General features: G+C 60.7%; 14 protein-coding genes. 7 read left to right on the forward strand and 7 right to left on the reverse strand.

The genetic code is table 11. The features are described 5' to 3' along the window. The first annotated feature begins 42 nt into the window (after positions 1–42). Genes ACFWXH_RS23500 through ACFWXH_RS23510 form a run of 3 tightly spaced genes read left to right on the forward strand, consistent with a single transcriptional unit; the run spans position 43 to position 2,653 of the window. Positions 43–690 carry an amino acid ABC transporter permease gene (locus tag ACFWXH_RS23500; protein WP_379123738.1) on the forward strand — a complete coding sequence of 216 codons (648 nt, stop codon included), beginning with the start codon at positions 43–45 and terminating at the stop codon, positions 688–690. Further along, the gene (locus ACFWXH_RS23505; protein WP_379123739.1) at positions 687–1,409 is read left to right on the forward strand and encodes an amino acid ABC transporter ATP-binding protein; all 723 of its coding nucleotides are present in this window, start codon (positions 687–689) and stop codon (positions 1,407–1,409) included. Before ACFWXH_RS23500 ends, ACFWXH_RS23505 begins: the two co-directional genes overlap by 4 nt. A 38-nt stretch (positions 1,410–1,447) precedes the next feature. Beyond that, positions 1,448–2,653 (forward strand): M24 family metallopeptidase, encoded by a 1,206-nt coding sequence (locus ACFWXH_RS23510; protein ID WP_379123740.1) that lies wholly within the window; start codon positions 1,448–1,450, stop codon positions 2,651–2,653. 78 nt (positions 2,654–2,731) lie between these two features. On the opposite strand, the gene ACFWXH_RS23515 is transcribed toward ACFWXH_RS23510, so the two are convergent. Continuing rightward, positions 2,732–8,092 carry a DUF4781 domain-containing protein gene (locus ACFWXH_RS23515; protein WP_379123741.1) on the reverse strand — a complete coding sequence of 1,787 codons (5,361 nt, stop codon included), beginning with the start codon at positions 8,090–8,092 and terminating at the stop codon, positions 2,732–2,734. Between the two features lie 123 nt (positions 8,093–8,215). Here ACFWXH_RS23515 and ACFWXH_RS23520 point away from each other — a divergent pair, with 123 nt between their 5' ends. Beyond that, a complete protein-coding gene (locus ACFWXH_RS23520) occupies positions 8,216–8,725 on the forward strand; it encodes a hypothetical protein (RefSeq protein ID WP_379123742.1) in 510 nt (169 codons plus the stop codon). A 64-nt stretch (positions 8,726–8,789) separates the two neighbouring features. Here ACFWXH_RS23520 and ACFWXH_RS23525 read toward each other — a convergent pair whose 3' ends face one another. Then, positions 8,790–9,446, reverse strand: coding sequence for a hypothetical protein (locus tag ACFWXH_RS23525; protein WP_379123743.1), 657 nt, complete (start codon positions 9,444–9,446; stop codon positions 8,790–8,792). 85 nt (positions 9,447–9,531) lie between these two features. Here ACFWXH_RS23525 and ACFWXH_RS23530 point away from each other — a divergent pair, with 85 nt between their 5' ends. Beyond that, a complete protein-coding gene (locus ACFWXH_RS23530) occupies positions 9,532–10,143 on the forward strand; it encodes a TetR/AcrR family transcriptional regulator (protein ID WP_379123744.1) in 612 nt (203 codons plus the stop codon). A gap of 14 nt (positions 10,144–10,157) precedes the next feature. Here the strand turns inward: ACFWXH_RS23530 and ACFWXH_RS23535 are convergent, their stop codons facing one another. The 4 genes from ACFWXH_RS23535 to ACFWXH_RS23550 form a co-directional block, all read right to left on the reverse strand. Further along, positions 10,158–10,937: an ABC transporter ATP-binding protein gene (locus tag ACFWXH_RS23535; RefSeq protein WP_379123745.1), complete on the reverse strand. Its 780-nt coding sequence runs from the start codon at positions 10,935–10,937 to the stop codon at positions 10,158–10,160. A gap of 10 nt (positions 10,938–10,947) precedes the next feature. After that, a complete protein-coding gene (locus ACFWXH_RS23540; protein WP_379123746.1) occupies positions 10,948–11,976 on the reverse strand; it encodes a FecCD family ABC transporter permease in 1,029 nt (342 codons plus the stop codon). A gap of 9 nt (positions 11,977–11,985) precedes the next feature. Beyond that, a complete protein-coding gene (locus ACFWXH_RS23545; protein WP_379123747.1) occupies positions 11,986–13,035 on the reverse strand; it encodes an ABC transporter substrate-binding protein in 1,050 nt (349 codons plus the stop codon). Positions 13,036–13,154: 119 nt separating this feature from the next. Next, a complete protein-coding gene (locus tag ACFWXH_RS23550) occupies positions 13,155–13,895 on the reverse strand; it encodes a substrate-binding domain-containing protein (protein ID WP_379123748.1) in 741 nt (246 codons plus the stop codon). 358 nt (positions 13,896–14,253) lie between these two features. Between ACFWXH_RS23550 and ACFWXH_RS23555 the strand changes: the two genes are divergently transcribed. Then, on the forward strand, positions 14,254–16,590 hold the full coding sequence (locus ACFWXH_RS23555) for a membrane-bound PQQ-dependent dehydrogenase, glucose/quinate/shikimate family (protein WP_379123749.1): 2,337 nt from the start codon (positions 14,254–14,256) through the stop codon (positions 16,588–16,590). 98 nt (positions 16,591–16,688) lie between these two features. On the opposite strand, the gene ACFWXH_RS23560 is transcribed toward ACFWXH_RS23555, so the two are convergent. Continuing rightward, positions 16,689–17,201: a hypothetical protein gene (locus ACFWXH_RS23560; RefSeq protein WP_379123750.1), complete on the reverse strand. Its 513-nt coding sequence runs from the start codon at positions 17,199–17,201 to the stop codon at positions 16,689–16,691. 692 nt (positions 17,202–17,893) lie between these two features. On the opposite strand from ACFWXH_RS23560, the gene ACFWXH_RS23565 reads away from it, so the two are divergent. Continuing rightward, positions 17,894–19,573, forward strand: a complete 1,680-nt coding sequence (locus tag ACFWXH_RS23565) for a hypothetical protein (protein WP_379123751.1) — start codon at positions 17,894–17,896, stop codon at positions 19,571–19,573. Positions 19,574–19,730 lie beyond the last annotated feature (157 nt).

Genomic DNA, 19,730 nt, shown 5'->3' on the forward strand with positions numbered 1-19,730 from the left:
TCCTTCGCACGCATCTGGCGACAGGTGCGTGCCTTTTCGGGCATGACCATGGAACCGATCCTCAATTATCTGCCGGCCCTGTTGCACGGAGCGTGGTTCACCATCGTCGTCACGTTTCTGGCCATGGTGCTCGGCTCTGTCCTGGGAGCGGTTCTGGCTCTCATGCAGATATCGAACAGCCGTGTCGCGAAAGCCATCGCGAGAAGCTACACCAGCCTGATCCGCGGCCTGCCGCTGCTCATCCAGATCCTCTACATCTACTTCGGCTTGCCGCTCCTGCTCGGCGTCAGGATCCCTGCGATCGTCGCGGGGACCATCGCCATGACCCTGTTCACCGGCGCCATGCTGTCGGAGATTTTCCGTGCCGGAATAGAGTCGGTCGACCGGGGGCAGACCGAGGCCGGCAGGTCGATCGGCTTCACCTACTGGAGCACGATGCGCCTCATCGTGTTTCCGCAAGCCGTGTGGCGGATGATCCCCGCGCTGGCGAACCAGTTCAGCATAACGCTCAAGGACACGTCCCTGCTTTCGGTCATCGGCGTCGCCGAGCTGACGATGTCCGGCCAGACGATCTATTCGATGAACTTCGACACGGTCCGGGTGCTGACGATGGTGGGCATCATCTACTTCCTCATCTTCCTCATCGTCGAACGCCTGTCGTTCGCGCTCGAGCGGAGGATTTCACGATGATCGAAGCCAAGGCGGTGACGAAGGAGTTCGGGGCGCTCAGCGTGCTCAAAGGGGTCAACCTGAAGATCGACAAGAAGGATGTCGTCTGCATCATCGGTCCTTCCGGGTCCGGCAAATCGACGTTCCTGCGCTGCCTCAACCGGCTGGAAGAGCCGACGGGCGGGGAAGTGCTGTTCGACGGCGTCGATATCCTCGACAGCAAGTATCTCGTCGACCGGCTCAGGCAACGGATGGGCATGGTGTTCCAGCACTTCAACCTGTTCCCGCATATGAGCGTGCTGGACAACATCACGCTCGGGCCGGTGCGGCTCAGAAAAATGAGCAGGGCCGCGGCCGAGGAGCTTGCGCACGGACTGCTGGCGAAGGTCGGACTTGCCGACAAATCCCATGCCCGGCCGGATCGTCTTTCCGGTGGCCAGAAGCAGCGCGTCGCCATCGCGCGCGCACTGGCCATGGAACCGGAGGCGATGCTTTTCGACGAGCCGACCTCGGCGCTCGATCCGGAAATGGTCAAGGAAGTGCTCGAAGTCATCCGATCCCTGGTCAGGGAAGGCATGACGATGGCGATCGTCACCCACGAAATGAGTTTCGCCCGGGAAGTCGGCGACCGCATCGCTTTCATGGACGGCGGGGTGATCGCCGAGGAAAGCGCACCTGCTGACTTCTTCGCCAATCCGCGCTCGCCGCGAGCCAGGGAATTCCTGTCCAAGGTTCTCTAGCTCCGTTCCCCCGTCCCGCCCCGATCCAGAAACGGCGCATGCCGTCCACAGCAATGAGCAATGCAATGACCTTCATTCCGGTACCCGTGTCTCTTTCCGAACTGGCCGCGCAGCGCCTGAAGCGCACGCGCGAATGGCTCGCGCGCTCCAACGCCGATGTGCTGATCGTCAGCGCGCCGGAAAACGTCCTCTACGTCAGCGGCTATGAGAGCATGCCGGCAATGCTGAGCAGATCGCATCCGTTTGCCGTCATCCTGACAGCCGACCGTCTGATGCTGGTGGCGCCGTCAGCCGATTTCGCGCCTGCCATCGATAGTGGGTTGTCGCCCGACGATGTGGTTCCCTTCGGCCGCTTCTTCTTCAGCGGCCAAACGCGCTCGTCGACCCTCGATGTCACACATGCCGGTTTCGACGCGGCTTTGAAGGATGCCCTCGGCCGGTTGCGCGGCACGAAGGCGCTCGTCGACTGGCATGCCATATCCGACAAGGCCAGGGCCGTCGTCGAGGCCTGGTCCGCCGGCGTCGAGGATGCGGGCCAGTGGATGCTCGATCTCAGGGCGGAGAAGCTGCCGATTGAACACACGCTTCTCAAGCATGTCGCCAACATGACCGAACGGGCGCTGGACGCCGGCATTGCCGCCGCTGCGGTCGGGGTGACCGACAAGGAGGTGTCGAACGTCGTGGCGGCGGCCATGTCGGCCGCCGGGGGCTATCCGCGCAACGTCACCGTCGCCGGCGGCTCCGCAAGCGCGCTGGCCGACGTGCTGAGCGCGGAACGTCCGCTGCAAAAAGGCGACCTTCTGCGTTTCGACATCGGCTGCAGCTATTACGGCTACAAATCCGACATCGCGCGCACGGCGGTGATGGGCGAGCCGACCGGGCTGCAGCAATCCCGCTACGATGCTCTTCTTGCCGGCCTGGAAACCGCCTTCGAGATGGCCAGGACCGGCGCCGTTGCCCGCGACGTGTTCGACGCGAGCGTCGAGACGGTCGAGAAGAAAGGCCTTTCGCCCTACAGACGCCAGCATGTCGGCCATGCCATCGGCCTGTCGGTCTACGAATGGCCGGTCATCACGCCCGAGAGCACGGCCGTCCTGCGGGAGAACGCCACGTTCTGTCTCGAAACGCCCTATTACGAACCGGGCTGGGGCGGGATGATGGTGGAAGACACCGGCTTCATCACCCGGGAAGGCTTCAAGTCGTTCACCACGCTCGACAGGTCGCTACGCGTGATCGGCGCCTGACGGGTCAAGCCCATCCTGGACGAATGCGGCAACCAACTTCTACCCCCTCTCGCTCGGCCCCTACCGCCAAGAGCCAAGCTAGGCTGCCGTCGGCAGGTAGATCCTGTCTCCGGGCTGGACGAGATCCAGGAAAAAGATGTGATCCATGTTGAGCATGGCGGTCTCGGCCACATCGGCAAAATGGGCGTTGGCAATGGTCCGCACACTGTCTCCTTCCATCACGTCCACCCACAGGTAGCCTTCTTGCTCGAGTTTCGGATTGTAGCGTCCGGGCCCTGAAATCCGGGGAGATTCATCCTCTTCGATTTCTGCTTCCTGATCGACTTCATCCGCCTGCTCGACGGGCTTGCCAGCTTCATCCTGAGCGATCGTGCTCATCAGCTTGTCCACGGCCAGCAGGCCCATTCCGATGCTGAAGCCCGCACCAAGCGCAATCCGATCGGCCATTGCCCACCTTGCATCCGACTTTGCAGCTTGCGCTATCTCGGCGAGCGTCCTCGGAACGGGCTTGTTGTAGACCTTGTCGGTCCTGATTGCCGAAGCCCAGAATTCGAAGCTGGCGAACGTGAACAACAAACCTGCCGTCGTCCCCATGGGGGCACCCCCGGCATGCATCGTGGCGGAGGCCGAGCCGACAAGGTAGGCAAGGTTGCCGGCATGGTCACTTAGGAAGCGGAGCACGGGCGCTCCGGCGAGCCCTTTATAGATCGACCCAGGTCCATAAATCAGGTTGCCGCCCATGGAGGCCCCATCGCCGATCCGATCCGAACCGCCCAGGAATGATAGCCACGTACCCGGAGAGGAGCCCAGGAATGAAAGACCGCTTGCGATGTTGAGGCTCCGGCCAAGCTTCGTGTCCGAAGCAGTGGCATTGGGAAACAACGACTGCGTGCCGAAGACAACCGAGCGGATGGTATAGGCGCCCGCCGTCACCAGCCCCAATTCTGGCAACATGGCATAGATGAAGTGCGACGTGTTGAACATGGATACGAGGATATCGATCCCCTGCTGGTATTCCCGCATCCTGGCAAACGAGAGAGCCAGTTCCACGGCCGCCTTCTGGTCGGAAGTCATCGTCTTTCCGTGCGTTCTCTGGTACGGCCTCAGTTGGGCGACCGACAGCGCGTCCAACTGTTCCGGTGACATCCATGCCACCTGCTCCGGCGTGAATTTCCGGAACTGTCTCGGAGCGAGTGCGGAGAGCTGCCCTGGCGACAGGTTCTCGATCTGCGGGCGCGTCAGCGCCTCCATTTCCCAGACGGAGTAAGAGCCAAGTTCTTTTTTGGATAGCGCTGCGACTTCCTCGAGAGACAGTGCCGAAACATGGCTCGTATCCGGCCGGTCCGGATCGAGCGGCGTCCCCTGCTTGTCCGGATCTTTGCCGTCGGGCAGAGGGTCGGATCCATGACCATCAGGCTGGACGTCGAGCACCAAAAATGGCTGCCTCAAGGTTTCGGTGTCCATCCGGTACCGCTGCTCCCCGCCCGGACCGAAGCGGTCAGGCCCTCTAACCGGCACGGCCGATTCAAGGGTCGCGGTGTCACCGTGATCGGTCAGGAAAAATACGTCCTCGACATGGACCTTTCCGTTGGTCTCCGCATTGAGCTTTGTGGCTATCTCTATCCTTCTGGTTTCGTTCGGATACGCCTTGGACGGAATGACGACAGCGTGCCTGACATGACGGCCTTCCGTCTCGATATGCGGGTGGCGCTTGTTGATCTGCTCATACAGTTCCCTGATGCTTTGGGTCCTGTGCTTCCTGAAGTTCTTTACTTCCAGCGCCAGGAAATTGGTTGGCCGGCTGCTGCTCCATTCCTGTTCCAGATAACCGTCCGGATGGGCATGTTTGCCGCCGGGATCGCGATCGATGATCGTTCCGTTCAAAAACCGGGTTTCGCCAGCAAATTCGGGCATGGACCAACGGAGGATTTCGCGAACTCGTCCCTCAAAAAGACTATCCTCTGCCTTTTCGAAAGTTATTTTGGCCTGTTTCACGTCTTTCGCGGCTTCTTCCCGGCGGGCTTCCACCTCGGCCAGTTCTTCCTTCAGGCGATTGGCCTCGTCGGCATTCTTCTGTTTTTCAGCTTCCCTGATCCTCTTATTCAACCCCTTTCGTATGCCGATAAGCTCCCGTTCGGCGCTGAAGGCCTGTTGATACGTGTCGCCTGCGCTCTTCACCGCAGCCGACAGGGCGGCTGTTTCCGCTGCAGAGCTTTGAGCTGTCAGGACGTGATCGAGATCGATGTCTGGAACAGCGGTCGGATCGCCGTCGTCGAAGACCGGAGCAACCGTTGTCCCATCCGCTGGCGGGGGCGCGATATCGGTTGGCAATGGTTCGCCGGGCATCGTGCCTGAGCCGTCCGACCATTGCCTGTCGGCTCTGTTGGACAACGTCCCTCTTGCACCCAGAGCTGCAGCTGCAAAGCCGCTGGCAAAACCCGCGAGCGCGTCGGCAATCTCCAGGCTCGACATCTGATCCCAATTGAGGATCAGGTTTTGCGCGCTTACCGCCGCGAGTGGGGTGCCGATCCCCATTGCCGTGCGATCGACAACGCGGGCCGCCAGACTCCACTCGCCTCCCGTCCTCAGATAGCTGTTGATTGCTTTGGCATTCGGCGCGGCGATGACGCTCGTCGAGCGCACGGTGCCCAGGCTCGCAAGATAGATTTCGCCCTTGGAGAGGTTGCCGAGGTTTTTTACCGTGCCCGCCCAGCGCAGCGAACTGCCTGCGATCGGCAACACGCTTGTTGCAACCGACGCCACGTTCATCAGCGATCTGCTGTCGAAAAAATCGCCGCCGTGGCTCAGATAATCCACCTCGTCATTGAGGGCGCGACCTCCGAGATAGGCACCCCCTACCAGAGCGATCGGCGCGGTGAACGGAGTCAGCACCGGAATGACAGACAGGCCGGCAGCTGCCGTGGTGACGATGCTGACGGAGGTGTCGACGACTGTTTCCACTTCCGAAGTGTTGTGTCCCGCAACGACTTCAAGCGGGATTTCTCCGGTTCCGTCCTGCTGCATCTGAAGGTCGGAGGGAACGACCAGCTTGGCGTCCGGGGAAAACAGACAATTGCTGTCCTGAAAATCCTGGATGCTTTCGAACGTCATGCCTGACTCGTCGACATACCAGGTCTTTCCGTCGGAATCCTCGACTGCAAACAGCGCAGTCCTGCGAGCGCCGACGGCTTCTTCAACATGGAAGAACGGTACGATACGGACCTTGTCCATGCCGCCGATCTCATTGATCTTGGCTGAAACCAGTTCGATGGTTTCCTTGCCGGGCTCAGTCGACGGATCTATCTGGAGTGCTTCGGCGATGCCACTTTCATTCAACTGACGGAATTCATTGCCGTATTCCGATGCAAGCGCCTGAACCTGCGGCTGGAAAAAGCTGTCCAGCATTTCCTGCTCATGCTGTTCAAGGTAGGTGCTCTGCATGCGTGCGATCTCCGCGGGCGAGTCCAACGGACTGATCGGCTGGGTGAGCTGGAATGATGAGTAGCTGACCGCATCCCTTACCGCTTCCCTGGCATCCTCGAGTGAGGAGCCCGTCTCCTGCGCGGCATCAAGCGCTATTTTTGCCACGGCCAGTTCGGCATCGACCCAAACCTGCTGCCCATCGATTTCGATGCGCACCGGCTGTCCGAGATCCGAAATTGCTTCGATCCCTGTCTCTTCGTAGGCCTTGGCCACCTCCTCCGATACGAGAACCGTCTGTCCTGCCACGGTTATCTCAACCTGTTCGCCTTCCGGCGGCTCGACATTCTCCGACCCGAGTTCGACATAGAGTTCATCGAACTCTTCCTGAAGGTCCTCGATCAGAGCATCATTGTCATTGATCTGGATATCCAGCTGGTCTTCCAGCGTCTCGTTCAGTTCCTTGCCCGCGATGAGTTCGTTCTCCTTCAGGTCAGATAGGTCTGGCCCGATCGCTTGCCATTGCTGGTTGAGCTCGGAGTCGCGGATTTCCTGCGGGGCGTTCGGGTCGCAGATGTCGTAGGTAAGCTGCCATTTGACGTCTTGGGTTTCGTAATGCAGGACGATCCAGAGTTGACCGTCATCGTCGACAAAGGTCTCTGTCTCTTCAAGCTTGCCCAGGAACGCCCCGTTTCCAGCGATATGGTTCCAGTCCGGATCCTCAGGCATGGGGTTCTGTTTTTGCCATTCCTCGACGATCTGCTCTTGGAGTGCCTGGACAGAAGCGAGATCACCTCTTGCGTTGTAGTAGTCGGCGTAGGCGCTCGCGAGGTCTGACTTGCTCTCGAAAGCTTCCTGCAGGTCTTTGGCTTTCTGCAGTTCGTCGTCGAAATATTCGTACTCCTCGGATCCCTCCTCGAGCGTATCGAGTTTGTCCTCGAGTTGCGCGACCGTGTAGTCGACCGACAGCCTGTCGCCCTCTGTCGTCAGTGCATCGATCTCGAACAAGGTTGCATCGACCTGGTTCGGGTCCGTGAATGTGTCTCCGGTCAGGCTTGCGGCTTCCGCGTAGGCTTGCACCGCGCCGTCAGCCAATTCGCGAGCCGCCGAAGCTTCGTCCAACCGTGTCTCCGCTTCGGCCAACGTCCCGTCAGGAGCAGGGCCTGCCCATGACAGGCCATGGGGCGAGAGGGCCTCGTTCAACGCGCTCCCGGCATCCGACATGGCTTGATCGTAGTCGGCATCCAGCGCCCAGGCATCGAGTTGAGCAAGACCTTCTTCAAAGGTCGCCGGAAGCGCGTTCAGCTTGGCATTGGCGAGATCCTCCGCCCTGATTGCCAAGGCCACTTTCTGGTCCACCCAATGATACTTGCCGTCCAGGGATACCGGCACCCAAATCCCTGAAGGTGTCTCCTCATCGGGAGGTTCGCCAAAGAGATTCACGATCTGGTTGCCGCGGCCGTCGGTATCTACGGTCGGTTCCGTTTCTGGCCCGATGCCATAGGTGTCGATTGCGGATTGGACGTCTTCTGCCTTCGCTGCCGCCTCTTCCAACAGAGCCTCGTAAGTCTTGCCTGCGAGAAGCCCCGTGACCACGGTTGCGATGATTTCGCCTTCCTTCGCTTCTTCAGGATCGCTGCTGTGGGGATTTGCGGAAAGCAGGAGGTGGGCAAGGGTTTCCTCCAAGCTGCCGGAAGCGATCTGGATCACGGTGCCGTCGGCGTAGGTCAGTTCGACGCTCCCGTCCGGGTAAGTCGTCAATGTCTGGCCATCGAACTCGATCGTGACAGTCGTTTTCGAGCCGTCTTCGATGATGATCGTTTCGCCGGGATGAATGAGATCGGGATCGCGCGTCTCGAAAAGTTCGGGATTGCTTTTCGCCAGTTCAGCAAGCGTGATGCCGTAGAGTTCGGCGATCTCGGTAAGGTTTTCGCCGTCCTTGACCTCATGTTCGGTCGGAGAACCATCCCCGACCGGCTCGACTTCGGTTGTCGTCACGCGGCCGTCGGTGTCGGTCACAACCTCTACCACCGTCCCGTCGCTGTAGGTGATACGGCTGACCTCGTTGCCGTCACCATCGACGAAGTAGATGTAGGTGACGGCCCAAGGTTCCTGTGAGGCGGTCTGCTCCTGATCGTGGGCATGTACGGCGGCAACGTCTCCATCGGGATCGATGATTTCAACGCCTACGATGGTTCCGTCATTGATCGGATTGAAAGTGTAGCCCTGCGCTTCGAGCGCCTCGATGACCTCTTCCTCGGTCACACCGAGTTCCTCCGCGATCGCGGCGGTGGTCTTGCCGGCCTCGATACCGTCGATCATCTCGTCGGTTTGTGTTTCCTTGTCGGTCTCGACGTCCGCCGTGACGTCGATTTCCTCGACGGTGGTGCCCGGAGCGATCCGGAAGGTTGGAGCAAGATGAAGCGGGGGCATCGTGCCGCCCGTTTGCCGCACGCCAGGCATCGCCGTCGATTGCCGGCGCTCGCCCTCCGAAGAGGTTTGCTCGATATGCCTTGCCATCAAGTCATTGAACCGCTCCACATTCAGCGTGCCAGCGCGCGGAGAACCGGACTTCGCCACGGCATTGTGGTGCGAGGGCTGATGGATTTGGCGAACAGTCATCGTACTTGCCTCCGAACAAAACGGCCTTAAATAAAACGACAAATTTTTGAAGTAACGATCGCTCTTTCAAAGAGTAAAATTCAGCTTCGATGCATCATCGATGTATCGTCACTTTGGCGATGAATGCGTCCACGGCTGCTGCCTGACGTTTCCATTCGGCCGATGGGCAGGCTGCGACGATCAGCAATTCCACCGTCTCCACCCATTGGGTTGCGATGCGGTTGCGGTAATGGATGCCATCTTTCCCTCGATAGCTGGCCTCCTCCGACAGCAAGGCCACCGGGTCTCCCGTGCTGGCGCGCAGCTTCAGGTCAGGCGACTTGTTCCTTGCCACGTCGCCAACCTGCGATTTCAGTTTTCGCGCATAGGCCTCGATCGTATCGCCCGGCGTTCGACCTGCTGCCCTTGCCGCATCCGCACCGAGATTCTGGGCAAAGGTGATCTGGCAAGCGCCTGAAACCTGCCGAAACCTGTACATGCCGTTCTGACCGACGATGTCCGGCCGCCAGTTTTCGACGTTGATCGGCATTTCGAAAGCCACAGTGGATTCGAGGCTCTGTGCATGCGCCGGAAATCCGGAAACAAGCCAGCCAGCGAGGAGAGCGCCCGCAGAGATCCGCTTCATGGATTGTCTCCTTTGAGAGTGTCCGAAAGCAGAAGTTAACGATCTGATCTTCGGCGATCCGATCGAGATCCACTCGCGCAGTCTGCGCGGCCAATGTAAGATTCCAGCTCGCAATTCATGCCTCACCAGGGCTTCCTCAAGGTGAAGAGACAAGGGATCAGCCTGTCGTGAGAAGCACCATAAGAAAGAATGAACTGGAGTTCAATCCTTAATGGCCTATCGCCGAACACCCAAGATGCAAGGTCGCATCGATGCCGCACGCGAGCAGATCCTGACGGCGGCTCATCGGCTTGTGGCAGAAGCCGGTTATGGAGGTACGGCTATTCCCGACGTCGCAAAGGCGGCGGGCGTTTCCACCGGCAGCGTCTACACTCATTTCCCTTCGAAGACGGCTCTGTTCTCGGAAGTGTATCAGCGAGCCGCCCGGCATGAGATCGAAGTGTTTCGCGAAGTTGCCGACACGAAGGGCACACCTCGCGAACGCCTGACCCAAATGATGGAGACATTTGCCCGACGGGCGCTCGCGGGTCGCAAGCTCGCATGGGCATTGTTGGTCGAATCCGTCAACGAGGAAATCGATGCGGATCGGATGAGGTTCCGTGAACCCTACCGGGCGATCATCGAGGATGTGATCAACGAGGGCATCAAAGCAGACGAATTCGTCGTCCAGGACGCCAAGGTCACTTCCATGTGCATTGTGGGGGCTATCGTGGAAACCTTGGTACGGCCCTTAAGCCGGGCGCAACAGGCTGACGAAGAAGAGCGCCTGGTCTGCAATCTTATACAAGTGTGCCTGAGATCTGCCGGCCCGATCATGCGCTGAACGCCACGCGTAGGTCACGCCCTATCGATTTCGGCAACACAGGTGATGTGGTTGCCAGATCGGATCACCCGGATCGGCACGCCATAGGCCTGCGACAAGGTCTCTTCCGTCAGGATTTTGGATGTCGGCCCGACCGCAGGCGGATGATCGCGTGAGAGCACCAAAGTGCGGTCGGCGAGCATGTAGGCATGGTCGGGCGCGTGTGTGGTGAAGATTACCGCGAGGCCGGTCTCGACCAGGCGGCGGACAAGCGCCAGGAAGCGCACCTGATTGGCGAAGTCGAGATGCGCAGTCGGCTCGTCAAGGATCATCAGCTTTGGTGCCTGGACCAGGACGCGGGCGATCTGGACGAGTTGGCGTTCGCCGCCGCTGATTTCGGTGTAGGCTGCTTCCGCCAGATGGCCGATCCCAAGTGTGCTCAAGGCTGCCAGCGCAAGTTCCGTCACCTCTTTTCCTGGCACATCGAAGAGGCCCAGATGCGGTGCTCTTCCCATTTCGACCACGGTGCGCACAGAGAAAGCAAAGACGGTTTCATGGCTCTGCGGCACAAGCGCCAGCTGCCGGGCGATTTCCGGACGTGACAGCGATGCCATTGACCGCCCGTCGAGTTCGACCTCGCCGGCGTTCGGCTGCGAGAGTCCGGCCAGGCAGCGCAGCAGCGTCGACTTGCCGACGCCGTTCGGACCGAGCACGCAGACGACTTCGCCCGCCGCGATATTCAGGCTGAGATCGGAAAAGATCCGCTCCGGCCGGTCCGGATAGGAAAAACCGAGCTTGTCGGCGGACAGGATCATGGCGAACCCTTCATGCCCAGCCGAGCCTGCCGCGGCCGAGCAACAGCATGAAGACCGGCGCGCCGATCAGTGCGGTCAAAATGCCGAGCGGCACTTCAGCCGCGGTCACCGTGCGAGCGACGTCGTCGATGATCAAAAGGTAGCAAGCCCCAAGCGACAGCGCTGCCGGCAGGAGCCGGCGGAAATCCGGCCCGACGAGAATGCGGGCAAGATGCGGGATGACCAGGCCAACCCAGCCGATGATGCCGCTGATCGAAACGGCGGAAGCGGCAATCAATGTCGAAAGAAGGATTATCGCCAGCCTGAGCCGCGCCACCTCGACACCCATGATGCTTGCCTGCTCGTCGCCCATCGCCAGAAGATTGAGCCGCCAGCGCAAGGCGAGCAGCCCGAGCACGCTTGGAATGGTGACGGTGAGGACGGGCACGAGGTCAGCGGTCGAGACCGAGGAAAGCGAGCCAAGCAGCCAGAACTCGATGACCGGCAGCTTTGAGTTCGGATCGGCGACATATTTGAGCAGGGAGAGCAGCGCGGTGAAAAGCGAGCCGACGATGACGCCGCCCAGCACCAAAGCGATGGTCGAGTTCAGTCTGAAGAAGCGGTTCATGGCGAAGCAGATGGCTACCGCCAGCAGGCCGAAGGCAAATGCGCAGGCCTGCGTAGCGTAACGCTCGCCGAACAACAGGATGGCCACCGCCGCGCCGAAGCCGGCGCCGGCCGAGACGCCGAGCGTAAAAGGCGAGACCAGCGGGTTGCGGAACACGCCCTGATAGCAGGCGCCGGCGATCGCCAGGCCGCCTCCGACCACCATCGCCGCCAGGACGCGCGGCAGCCGGACATCGAGCACCACCGAGGTTACGACTGGCGGCCAATCCGGCGAGACAGGCAGAAACTGCGCTGCGATCACCTTTATGACGGTTAGTGGTTCGACCGGATAACGGCCAAGCAGAAAGGACAAAAGGAAGATCGCGACGGGCAGAAGAATGAGAAAGACCGCCGCGAGGCTGCGCGTCGGTTTTTGATGAACTGGCGCCGGCAACGTCACGGCTCAGTTTGGCCCGGTGTACTTCTGGCCGTAGAACTGGGTGTAGTAGGCGTCAGCCTGCTCCTGCATGTCGATGTCGGCAAAGCGCTCGGGATAGAGCTTCTTCGCCATCCACAATTCGCCGAGAGCCAGCGCCTCGGGCAGCGGATAGCCCCAAGGTTTTACATATTCCGGCGTGATGTGGATGCGTTCGTTCTCAACCGCGTCGACATGCTGCCAGGCAGCACCCTTCCTGATCTCGTCGGCAACCGGCGCGTAGCGGTCCTGCACGAAGATCACCTGCGGGTTCCAGGCCAGCACATCCTCCATTGACACTTTGGTGGCGCCGCGCACGCCGGCGGCGACATTGATGCCGCCGGAGCGCTTCATGATGACGCCGGTATATTTGCCGGAGCCGTAAGTGCTCATGTCGGGATTGGCCATATAGAGCTCCACCCGCTCTCCATCCGGAATAGAGGCGACACGATCCTCCACCTTCTTGCGCTGGGCAAAGGCGTAGTCGATGAGTTGTTCAGCCCGGTCGCCCTTGCCGACGATGTCGCCGATCAGGCGCACGCCGATCTTCAGCCCTTCCGCATAGGCGGCATCGTCATCGACGAAGGTCGGGTTTAGTTTCGGTGCCTCGACGCCCTCGCCTTTTGACAGCGAGATCGCCACGACCGGCAGGCCGGCCTTCGCGAGCTGATCGATCATCGCCGGCGGCGCGTAGTTGGTGACGAAGACCACATCCGGCTTCAGCTTGAGCACCTCCTCGACATTGGCGGCCTGCAGATCGCCCGGCGTCGGCAGGCTTGCAATCTGAGGCGCGTATTTGTCGAGGCCGGGAATGAGCTTCTGCCAGGTGCGCAGCACGCCGACGATTTTGTCCGCGGCGCCGAGCTCGACCAGGATGTCGAGCGTCTGATGCTGGAGGACGACGATGCGCTCGACCTTGTCGGGAACGGTTACCGTGCGGTTGAGCTGATCGGTGACGGTTCGGGCATCGGCCGGGCCGAGCATCAGCAGCGACAAGGCAACGGCAAGGGCCAGCAACGGGCCGCTACGCAGGTTCATGTGGAAACCTCTCAAGATGCCCGGAACCGGGAACGATATGTTTTATTGCATATAGCGTTGAGCGCGAGGCGGCAAGGCAGATGCAGCAGATCTCCCCTTGCGGGCTTCTCCGCCCCGCCTCAGCTTTTCTGCGGCAGCGCCACCGGCTGGAAACCGAAGTCGCGCAATATCCCCTGGCCGACGGCTGAGAGGATAAACAGCGCGAAAGCCAGCCCTGCCTCCGAGCAGCCCTGCAACGTTGCCAGCCCATATTCAGGCACGACATTCACCTCGGGCGGAATCTCGACGATCTCGGTGCCTTCGACTTCAGTCACCAGTCCGGTCAACCCGGTGCGGTAGCCGAGGAAGACATGTGCCTGACCCGCCGTCATCGCGGTCGCGATCGGATCGTAACGGCCAGGCGTGTTCGAAGTTTCGGAACCACCGACCAATTTCTGCGCCTTGGACTCGAGTAGCGCGAAACTGCCGGGTCTCTTCTCGTCAATCCGCCGGAAGATCGCCCATGCATAGTCCCCGGACGGGTCTTTCTGCGGCGTCGAGGTGGCGATGCCGATGGCCGGGTCGAGCAGCCGGTCGACGAAACTATCCGTCGTAATGCCGGCGTCGCGACGTACGGCGGCAGCCATCGTGTTGCGGGCGAAGACCATCGCCGGCCGCGCCAGCTTTCGCTCCGCAAGCCGCGCCGGATGGGTGAAACTTGCCGACAGGAAAATATCCGGGCGCTCACCGGCTTCGATGCGCTCGCGCAGCAGCCCGGCGGGGCCGAGCCGCGTCTCGGCCACAACACCGGTCGAAGCCTCAAAAGCGCCCAGCAGGGACGGCAGCACATGGCGCAGGCTGCCGGCGGCATAAACCATCATCACGACTTTCCTGGTTGCAACCAATTCTCAACCTCTCTTCCGTGGCTAAAACGGCATCTATCGTCTTGGAATGGCCCGACACAATGCCTGTCGATCCATTCCACGTTCAAATTCGTAATATCACACCTGATACAACGATTGCCTATGCGAATGACGCATCGGAATCAGTGTGCCGTGCCAGATCGATGAAACAGGCAATCTTCGTCGGAATTTCACATGCTGCGGCCTTCAGCGACCCGACGGGCCATCTTTGCAGCACGCCTTGCAGGATCGTCTGCTGTCCATGATGCTTGCCACAAGTGCATGGTCACCGGCTGAGCATGTTCCGGAGCATCATGCTCCACAGAAAGAGACTGGGATGCGGATACTTTCACACCTTTACCTTGTCGTACTCGCCTTGATTGGCATTGCCGTCGCAGTCGCTGGGGGCTGGCTGATCGCACTAGGTGGTTCCCCGTATTATCTGATCGTCGGCATCGCGTGGTTCCTCGGCGCGCTGCTGCTTTGGCGGGGTAAGGTGGCGGGCGCATGGTTGATGGTACTCGTCGCTTTGCTGTCGGTTCCGTGGGCAATCTGGGAAACCGGATTCGATTTCTGGGGACTGTTCGCCCGCCTGATGTCACCGCTGGCGCTGGCGGGCTTTGCATTGCTCTTCACGCCGTCGGTGGCGCGGCAGCCGCAGCGGCCACTGTATTATGGTGGCGCGGCCTTCGCCGCCGTGCTGTTTGCCGTCGGCTTCGCGCTCGCCTTCCAGCCGCATGGCATCATCCGCCCATCCGCTGCCGTTCCAGCTTACGAAGCCGCGAAAGGCGACAATGCGCCCGTCGACTGGACGTCTTACGGGCGTACGACCAAGGGGTTGCGCTATTCTCCCTTCGATCAGATCAACCGTGACAATGTGACCGGGCTGGACCTCGCCTGGACCTATCGCACCGGCCGCGGCACCACGGGCTTCGACCAGAACACGCCCCTGCAGATCGGCGATACGGTCTACACCTGCACGACGGCGAACGTCGTGGCGGCCGTGGATGCGGACACCGGGACGGAGCGTTGGAAGTTCGACCCGAAGGCCACGGCTCCGTTCTGGCAGCGCTGCCGGGGCATCGGCTATTTCGAACTTCCGAAAGCCGAGCAGATCGCCGATCAGCCATGCAATCAGCGTCTGATCATGACCACCATCGATGCGCGCCTGATCGCGATTGATGCGAAGACAGGCGCCTACTGTCCCGGTTTTGGCGAAGGCGGCACGGTGCAGCTGTCGCAGGGGATGGGTGAGGTCAAGAAGGGTTTCTATTTCCAGACATCGGCACCGCTCGTCGCCCGAGACAAGGTGGTGGTGGGCGGCTGGGTCGTCGACAACCAGGAGGTCGGCGAGCCTTCGGGCGTGATCCGCGCCTTCAACGCAGTTACCGGAGAGCTCGACTGGGCCTGGGACCTCGCAAATCCGGCGATCACCGGCCTGCCGCCGGAAGGTTCGACCTATACCCGCGGCACGCCCAATCTTTGGACGACCGCAGCCTTCGATGACGAACTGGGCCTCGTCTACGCTCCGCTCGGGAATACGACGCCGGACTACTACGGTGCGTTACGTCCGGCTTTCGCCGACGAATACAACGCGACGCTCGTGGCGCTCGATGTCGAGACCGGCCGGGAACGCTGGAAATTCCAGACTGTGCATCATGACATATGGGACTACGACCTGCCGTCGCAGCCCGCGCTCATCGACGTGCCGGATATGAAGGGCGGCACGGCCAAGGCCGTGCTGCAGACGACCAAGCGCGGGCAATTGTTCCTGCTTGATCGTGCGACAGGCAAACCGCTGGCGGAGGTCGCCGAAAAGCCGGTGACGACTGAGGGGGCTGTCCCCGAGGAGCTGCCGCGCCTGTCGAAGACGCAACCCTATTCGGTTGGCATGCCGACGATCGGGGGCGCCCGCCTGACGGAGAAAACCATGTGGGGCGTGACGATGTTCGATCAGCTTGCTTGCCGCATTGCCTTCCAGCAACTGCACTATGACGGCGATTTCACGCCGATCAGCCTGAAATACACCATCGAGCAGCCCGGCAATGTCGGCGGCTTGAACTGGGGCAGCGTTTCGGTCGACGTGCATAACAATCGCGTCTTCATGAACGATATCCGCGCGCCCAGTATCTTTGCCCTGGTGCCGCGCGAAAATTATCCCGACTTCGCCAAGAAGGCCCATGCCGATGGCAGCGGCCACGGCCCGTCGCCACAAAATGGCACGCCCTACGGCATGGCGACGGAACTGTGGGTTTCGTCGCTGGGCATACCCTGCGTGACGCCCCCGTTTGGAACGGTCACGGCGATCGATATGAACACCCGCACCATCGCCTGGCAGGTGCCGGCGGGAACCGCCGAGCAACTGGGGCCGTTTGGTATCAAGTCGGGCATGCGGATGCCGATGGGGCTACCGACCTATGCCGGCACGAGCACCACCGCCGGCGGCCTGGTATTCTTCGCCGGCACGCAGGATTATTATCTGCGCGCCTATGACGCCGCTGATGGCACGGAACTGTGGAAATACCCGCTTCCGGTCGGCTCGAGCGCCACCCCGATGACCTATGTCTCGCCCACGACAGGCAAGCAATACGTGCTGATCTCTGTCGGTGGCGCGCCTTATTCACCGAACAAAGGCGACTATGTCATGGCTTTCACGCTGAAGGCCTCGAACTGAGCGCAAAACAGAAATCGGTGGTTGTGATCTGAGACGCCAGGAGCCTGCGGAATAGCGAGCGACGGGGCGGCAGGAAGAGCAGGAACGGACGTTCGCGGTCAGGTCCGCGCCGCTCCTGAGGTGAGTTGGTTTCGCCGGTTCGAGATCAGCGCCCCATCACGCCACCGCTCACCAAGCCACAGGATGAGCATCAGCAGGAAGGGATTCGCCAGTTGCAGCAGGACGGCTATGCTCGAGCCGGAATTGAGGAACAGCAACAACGGGGCCGCCAGAACGATGTGGGCGATGATCCCGCCAGCCACAAGAAGCGCGAGCGCGCCGTAGCTCATCCGGCCTGGACCGAAGCAGGCGTGGATGATCCACACGGCCAGGGCGGCGAACAGCAGTGAAGTGAAAAATCCTCCGCCGAAGTTACCGCCAAACGCGGCCACGACATGTGGCAGGACGTTGACGATCATGATGCTGTAGACAGAAAGCCCGACAAGCGGGTGTCGTCCGCTCAACAGGGCTGCGATGGGGGCCGCGACCCAGAACGCGTTATATTGACCGCAAGGAAAAACACCGGTGGGATCGGGCAGTTCGGATGAGGCGGCAAACCGAGCTGTGCGCACATCATGTCCGGAAATGCATGGAACGTCCCAAGCCCATCGATGCCGTATTCTTCGAAGTTATGAAGCAGATAGGCCGCCATCCCCAGCCAGGACAACCACACCCGGTCATGCCATCGCGAGCGGCCTGGATCGCTCCGGAGACGGTCCGTTGCAAAAAGCAGGACCACCAACACGATTGCGCCAGCGCCGCCAATCCAGGGAAAGGCGATGTCGAACCAGTGCCAGTGATGCATGGCGTGCTCCCCCAACAACAGACCTAATCCAACTCCAGTGATCCGTCCATTATCGCGCCTCGGACCGAAATTCGATCGGGTCAATAGCTGTCAGGTCAATTGCGATCAGCGGAAACCCGCTTTCATCCAAGGCAGACGGGTCGCATCGTGATGACTTGACGCCAACGGAAGGTCCAAGTGGCCAACTGGAGGACCGTGTTGGTGGAATCTTCAAATGAATGCCCTAGCCGTTCCTCTGCCTTTCTCCTCGTAGGCTGACATGCTATTTTGCCGTTAGGTAATTCACGCCAGCACGGGTATCGAGCAGCGCATCCTAGCGACCCATTCCTAGGCGCTCCGCGCCATAAGGCCTTTGCCCGGCACTGACGAACTCAGGTGGCCGGCCCGCAATTTTACCCATAGACCTCGACCGGAGCCGCCGGCCCAGAGGTCGCTTCGCTACGGCGAGAAGGAGGCACGATGGGCAACCAGACCACCGAGGAAAACGTGTCAGTCCTGCAGACCTTTCAGGCCGAGCGTATCTCGGTGACCAGCGACGGCACTGAAGCAAACAACAGCAGCGGCAGCCCCTCTGTCTCGGCGGATGGGCGCTATGTCGCCTATGGCAGCAATGCCACGAACCTGGTCCCCGGCGACACCAACGGCGTCACCGATATCTTCGTGTTTGACCGATATACCAATACGACCGAGCGCGTGTCCGTGGCCAGCGACGGCACCCAGGCGAACGACCACAGCGCCGAGCCGTCAATCTCGGCGGATGGACGCTTCGTTACCTACAGTAGCGGCGCCTCCAGCCTGGTTCCCGGCGACACCAACGGTTACGACATCTTCGTGTTCGACCGACAGACCGAGACCACCACACGCGTCTCGGTACCCAGCGACGCCACAGAAATGTTCTACCAATGCTTCAATCCCTCGATCTCCGCAGATGGCCGCTTCATAACTTACGACAGCAACGCCTCCAGCCTGGTTTCCGGCGACACCAACGGCACCACCGACGTCTTCGTGTTCGACCGGCAAACCAACACCACCACGCGCCTCTCGGTGGCCAGTGACGGCTCTGAAGCGAACGCCTCCAGCGATGATCCCTCAATCTCGGCGGATGGCCGCTTTGTAACCTACAGCAGCCATGCCTCCAACCTTGTCTCCGGTGATACCAACGGCACCGGCGATGTCTTTGTGCTCGACCGACAGACCGGCACCACCACACGAGTCTCGATGGCCATCGACGGTAGCGACGACGGCGGCTTCCAACCCGAAATCTCTGCGAATGGCCAATTCGTAAGCTACTCGAGAAGCCTCCAGGGCGTTTTCGTGTTCGACCGGCTGACCAACACCACTACGGCTGCTTCGGAGGGCACTGGCTTCCACAGCTCAATCTCGGCGGATGGCCGCTTCGTAACTTACGACAACGTATTCACCGACCGACCTAACGACACCACCGACGTCTTCCTGTTCGACCGGCTGGCCAACACCATCACAACCGTCTCCGAAGCGAACAATCTCAGCGGCGGTCCATCAATCTCCGCGGATGGCCGCTTCCTGGCCTACAGCAGCAACGCCACGAACCTGGTGCCCGGTGATACCAACGGCGTCCACGATATCTTCGTGGTCCAGATCGAGGTCGCCCCACCAGTGGATGGGGTGGTCAAGGACGGAGATGACGGCAACGACGTCCTAAAGGGGACCCACCGCAACGATGTCTTACGCGGGCACGGCGGCAAGGATGTTCTTTTCGGCCTCGAGGGCGATGACAGGCTCGACGGCGGTGATGGCAACGACAAGATATTTGCCGGAAAGGGCGACGATATCGCGCTTGGCGGCGCAGGCAATGACCGGATCTGGACCGGCAAGGGATCCGATCTGGTCGTTTTCAAGGAAGGAGATGGTCGCGACTGGGTCTTCGACTTCGACCAGAGTCGCCATGCGAACGATCCCAGCTTCGACCGGGTGCAACTCGATGTCAGCATCGGCAGCAATCACATCGACGATTTTGCCGAACTGGAGGCATTGATCGACAGCGGCGACATCGGCCTGAGCACCCGGAACGGCAGTCTGACGCTTACCTTTGACACCGGAGACGTGCTGACCCTGGGAGGTGTTCGGGCCCTCTCGGCTGAGGACTGGCTGTTCGCCTGAGAACAGTCGTGTCGCCTACGTTTTGAGGGACCGGCTATCGGAGTGGCAGGTTCAGGCTGAACTCACGCGTACATTTGATCCACATAGTCGCTCGTAAGCGTATCTTGGAAGGACCCTCGGGGTGGTCGTGGGCGTGAAGTGCGCCGCGCGGGCGAAC

It is taken from the genome of Mesorhizobium sp. NPDC059054, from assembly GCF_042739215.1.
GTDB lineage: Bacteria > Pseudomonadota > Alphaproteobacteria > Rhizobiales > Rhizobiaceae > Mesorhizobium.

What these genes read in the sequence shown, in the direction of transcription:
- ACFWXH_RS23500 (WP_379123738.1), top strand. Translation starts at nt 43, where the DNA reads ATGACCATGGAACCGATCCTCAATTATCTGCCGGCCCTGTTGCACGGA.
- ACFWXH_RS23505 (WP_379123739.1), top strand. Translation starts at nt 687, where the DNA reads ATGATCGAAGCCAAGGCGGTGACGAAGGAGTTCGGGGCGCTCAGCGTG.
- ACFWXH_RS23510 (WP_379123740.1), top strand. Translation starts at nt 1,448, where the DNA reads ATGCCGTCCACAGCAATGAGCAATGCAATGACCTTCATTCCGGTACCC.
- ACFWXH_RS23520 (WP_379123742.1), top strand. Translation starts at nt 8,216, where the DNA reads ATGTACGGCGGCAACGTCTCCATCGGGATCGATGATTTCAACGCCTAC.
- ACFWXH_RS23530 (WP_379123744.1), top strand. Translation starts at nt 9,532, where the DNA reads ATGGCCTATCGCCGAACACCCAAGATGCAAGGTCGCATCGATGCCGCA.
- ACFWXH_RS23535 (WP_379123745.1), bottom strand. Translation starts at nt 10,937, where the DNA reads ATGATCCTGTCCGCCGACAAGCTCGGTTTTTCCTATCCGGACCGGCCG.
- ACFWXH_RS23545 (WP_379123747.1), bottom strand. Translation starts at nt 13,035, where the DNA reads ATGAACCTGCGTAGCGGCCCGTTGCTGGCCCTTGCCGTTGCCTTGTCG.
- ACFWXH_RS23550 (WP_379123748.1), bottom strand. Translation starts at nt 13,895, where the DNA reads ATGATGGTTTATGCCGCCGGCAGCCTGCGCCATGTGCTGCCGTCCCTG.
- ACFWXH_RS23555 (WP_379123749.1), top strand. Translation starts at nt 14,254, where the DNA reads ATGCGGATACTTTCACACCTTTACCTTGTCGTACTCGCCTTGATTGGC.
- ACFWXH_RS23565 (WP_379123751.1), top strand. Translation starts at nt 17,894, where the DNA reads ATGGGCAACCAGACCACCGAGGAAAACGTGTCAGTCCTGCAGACCTTT.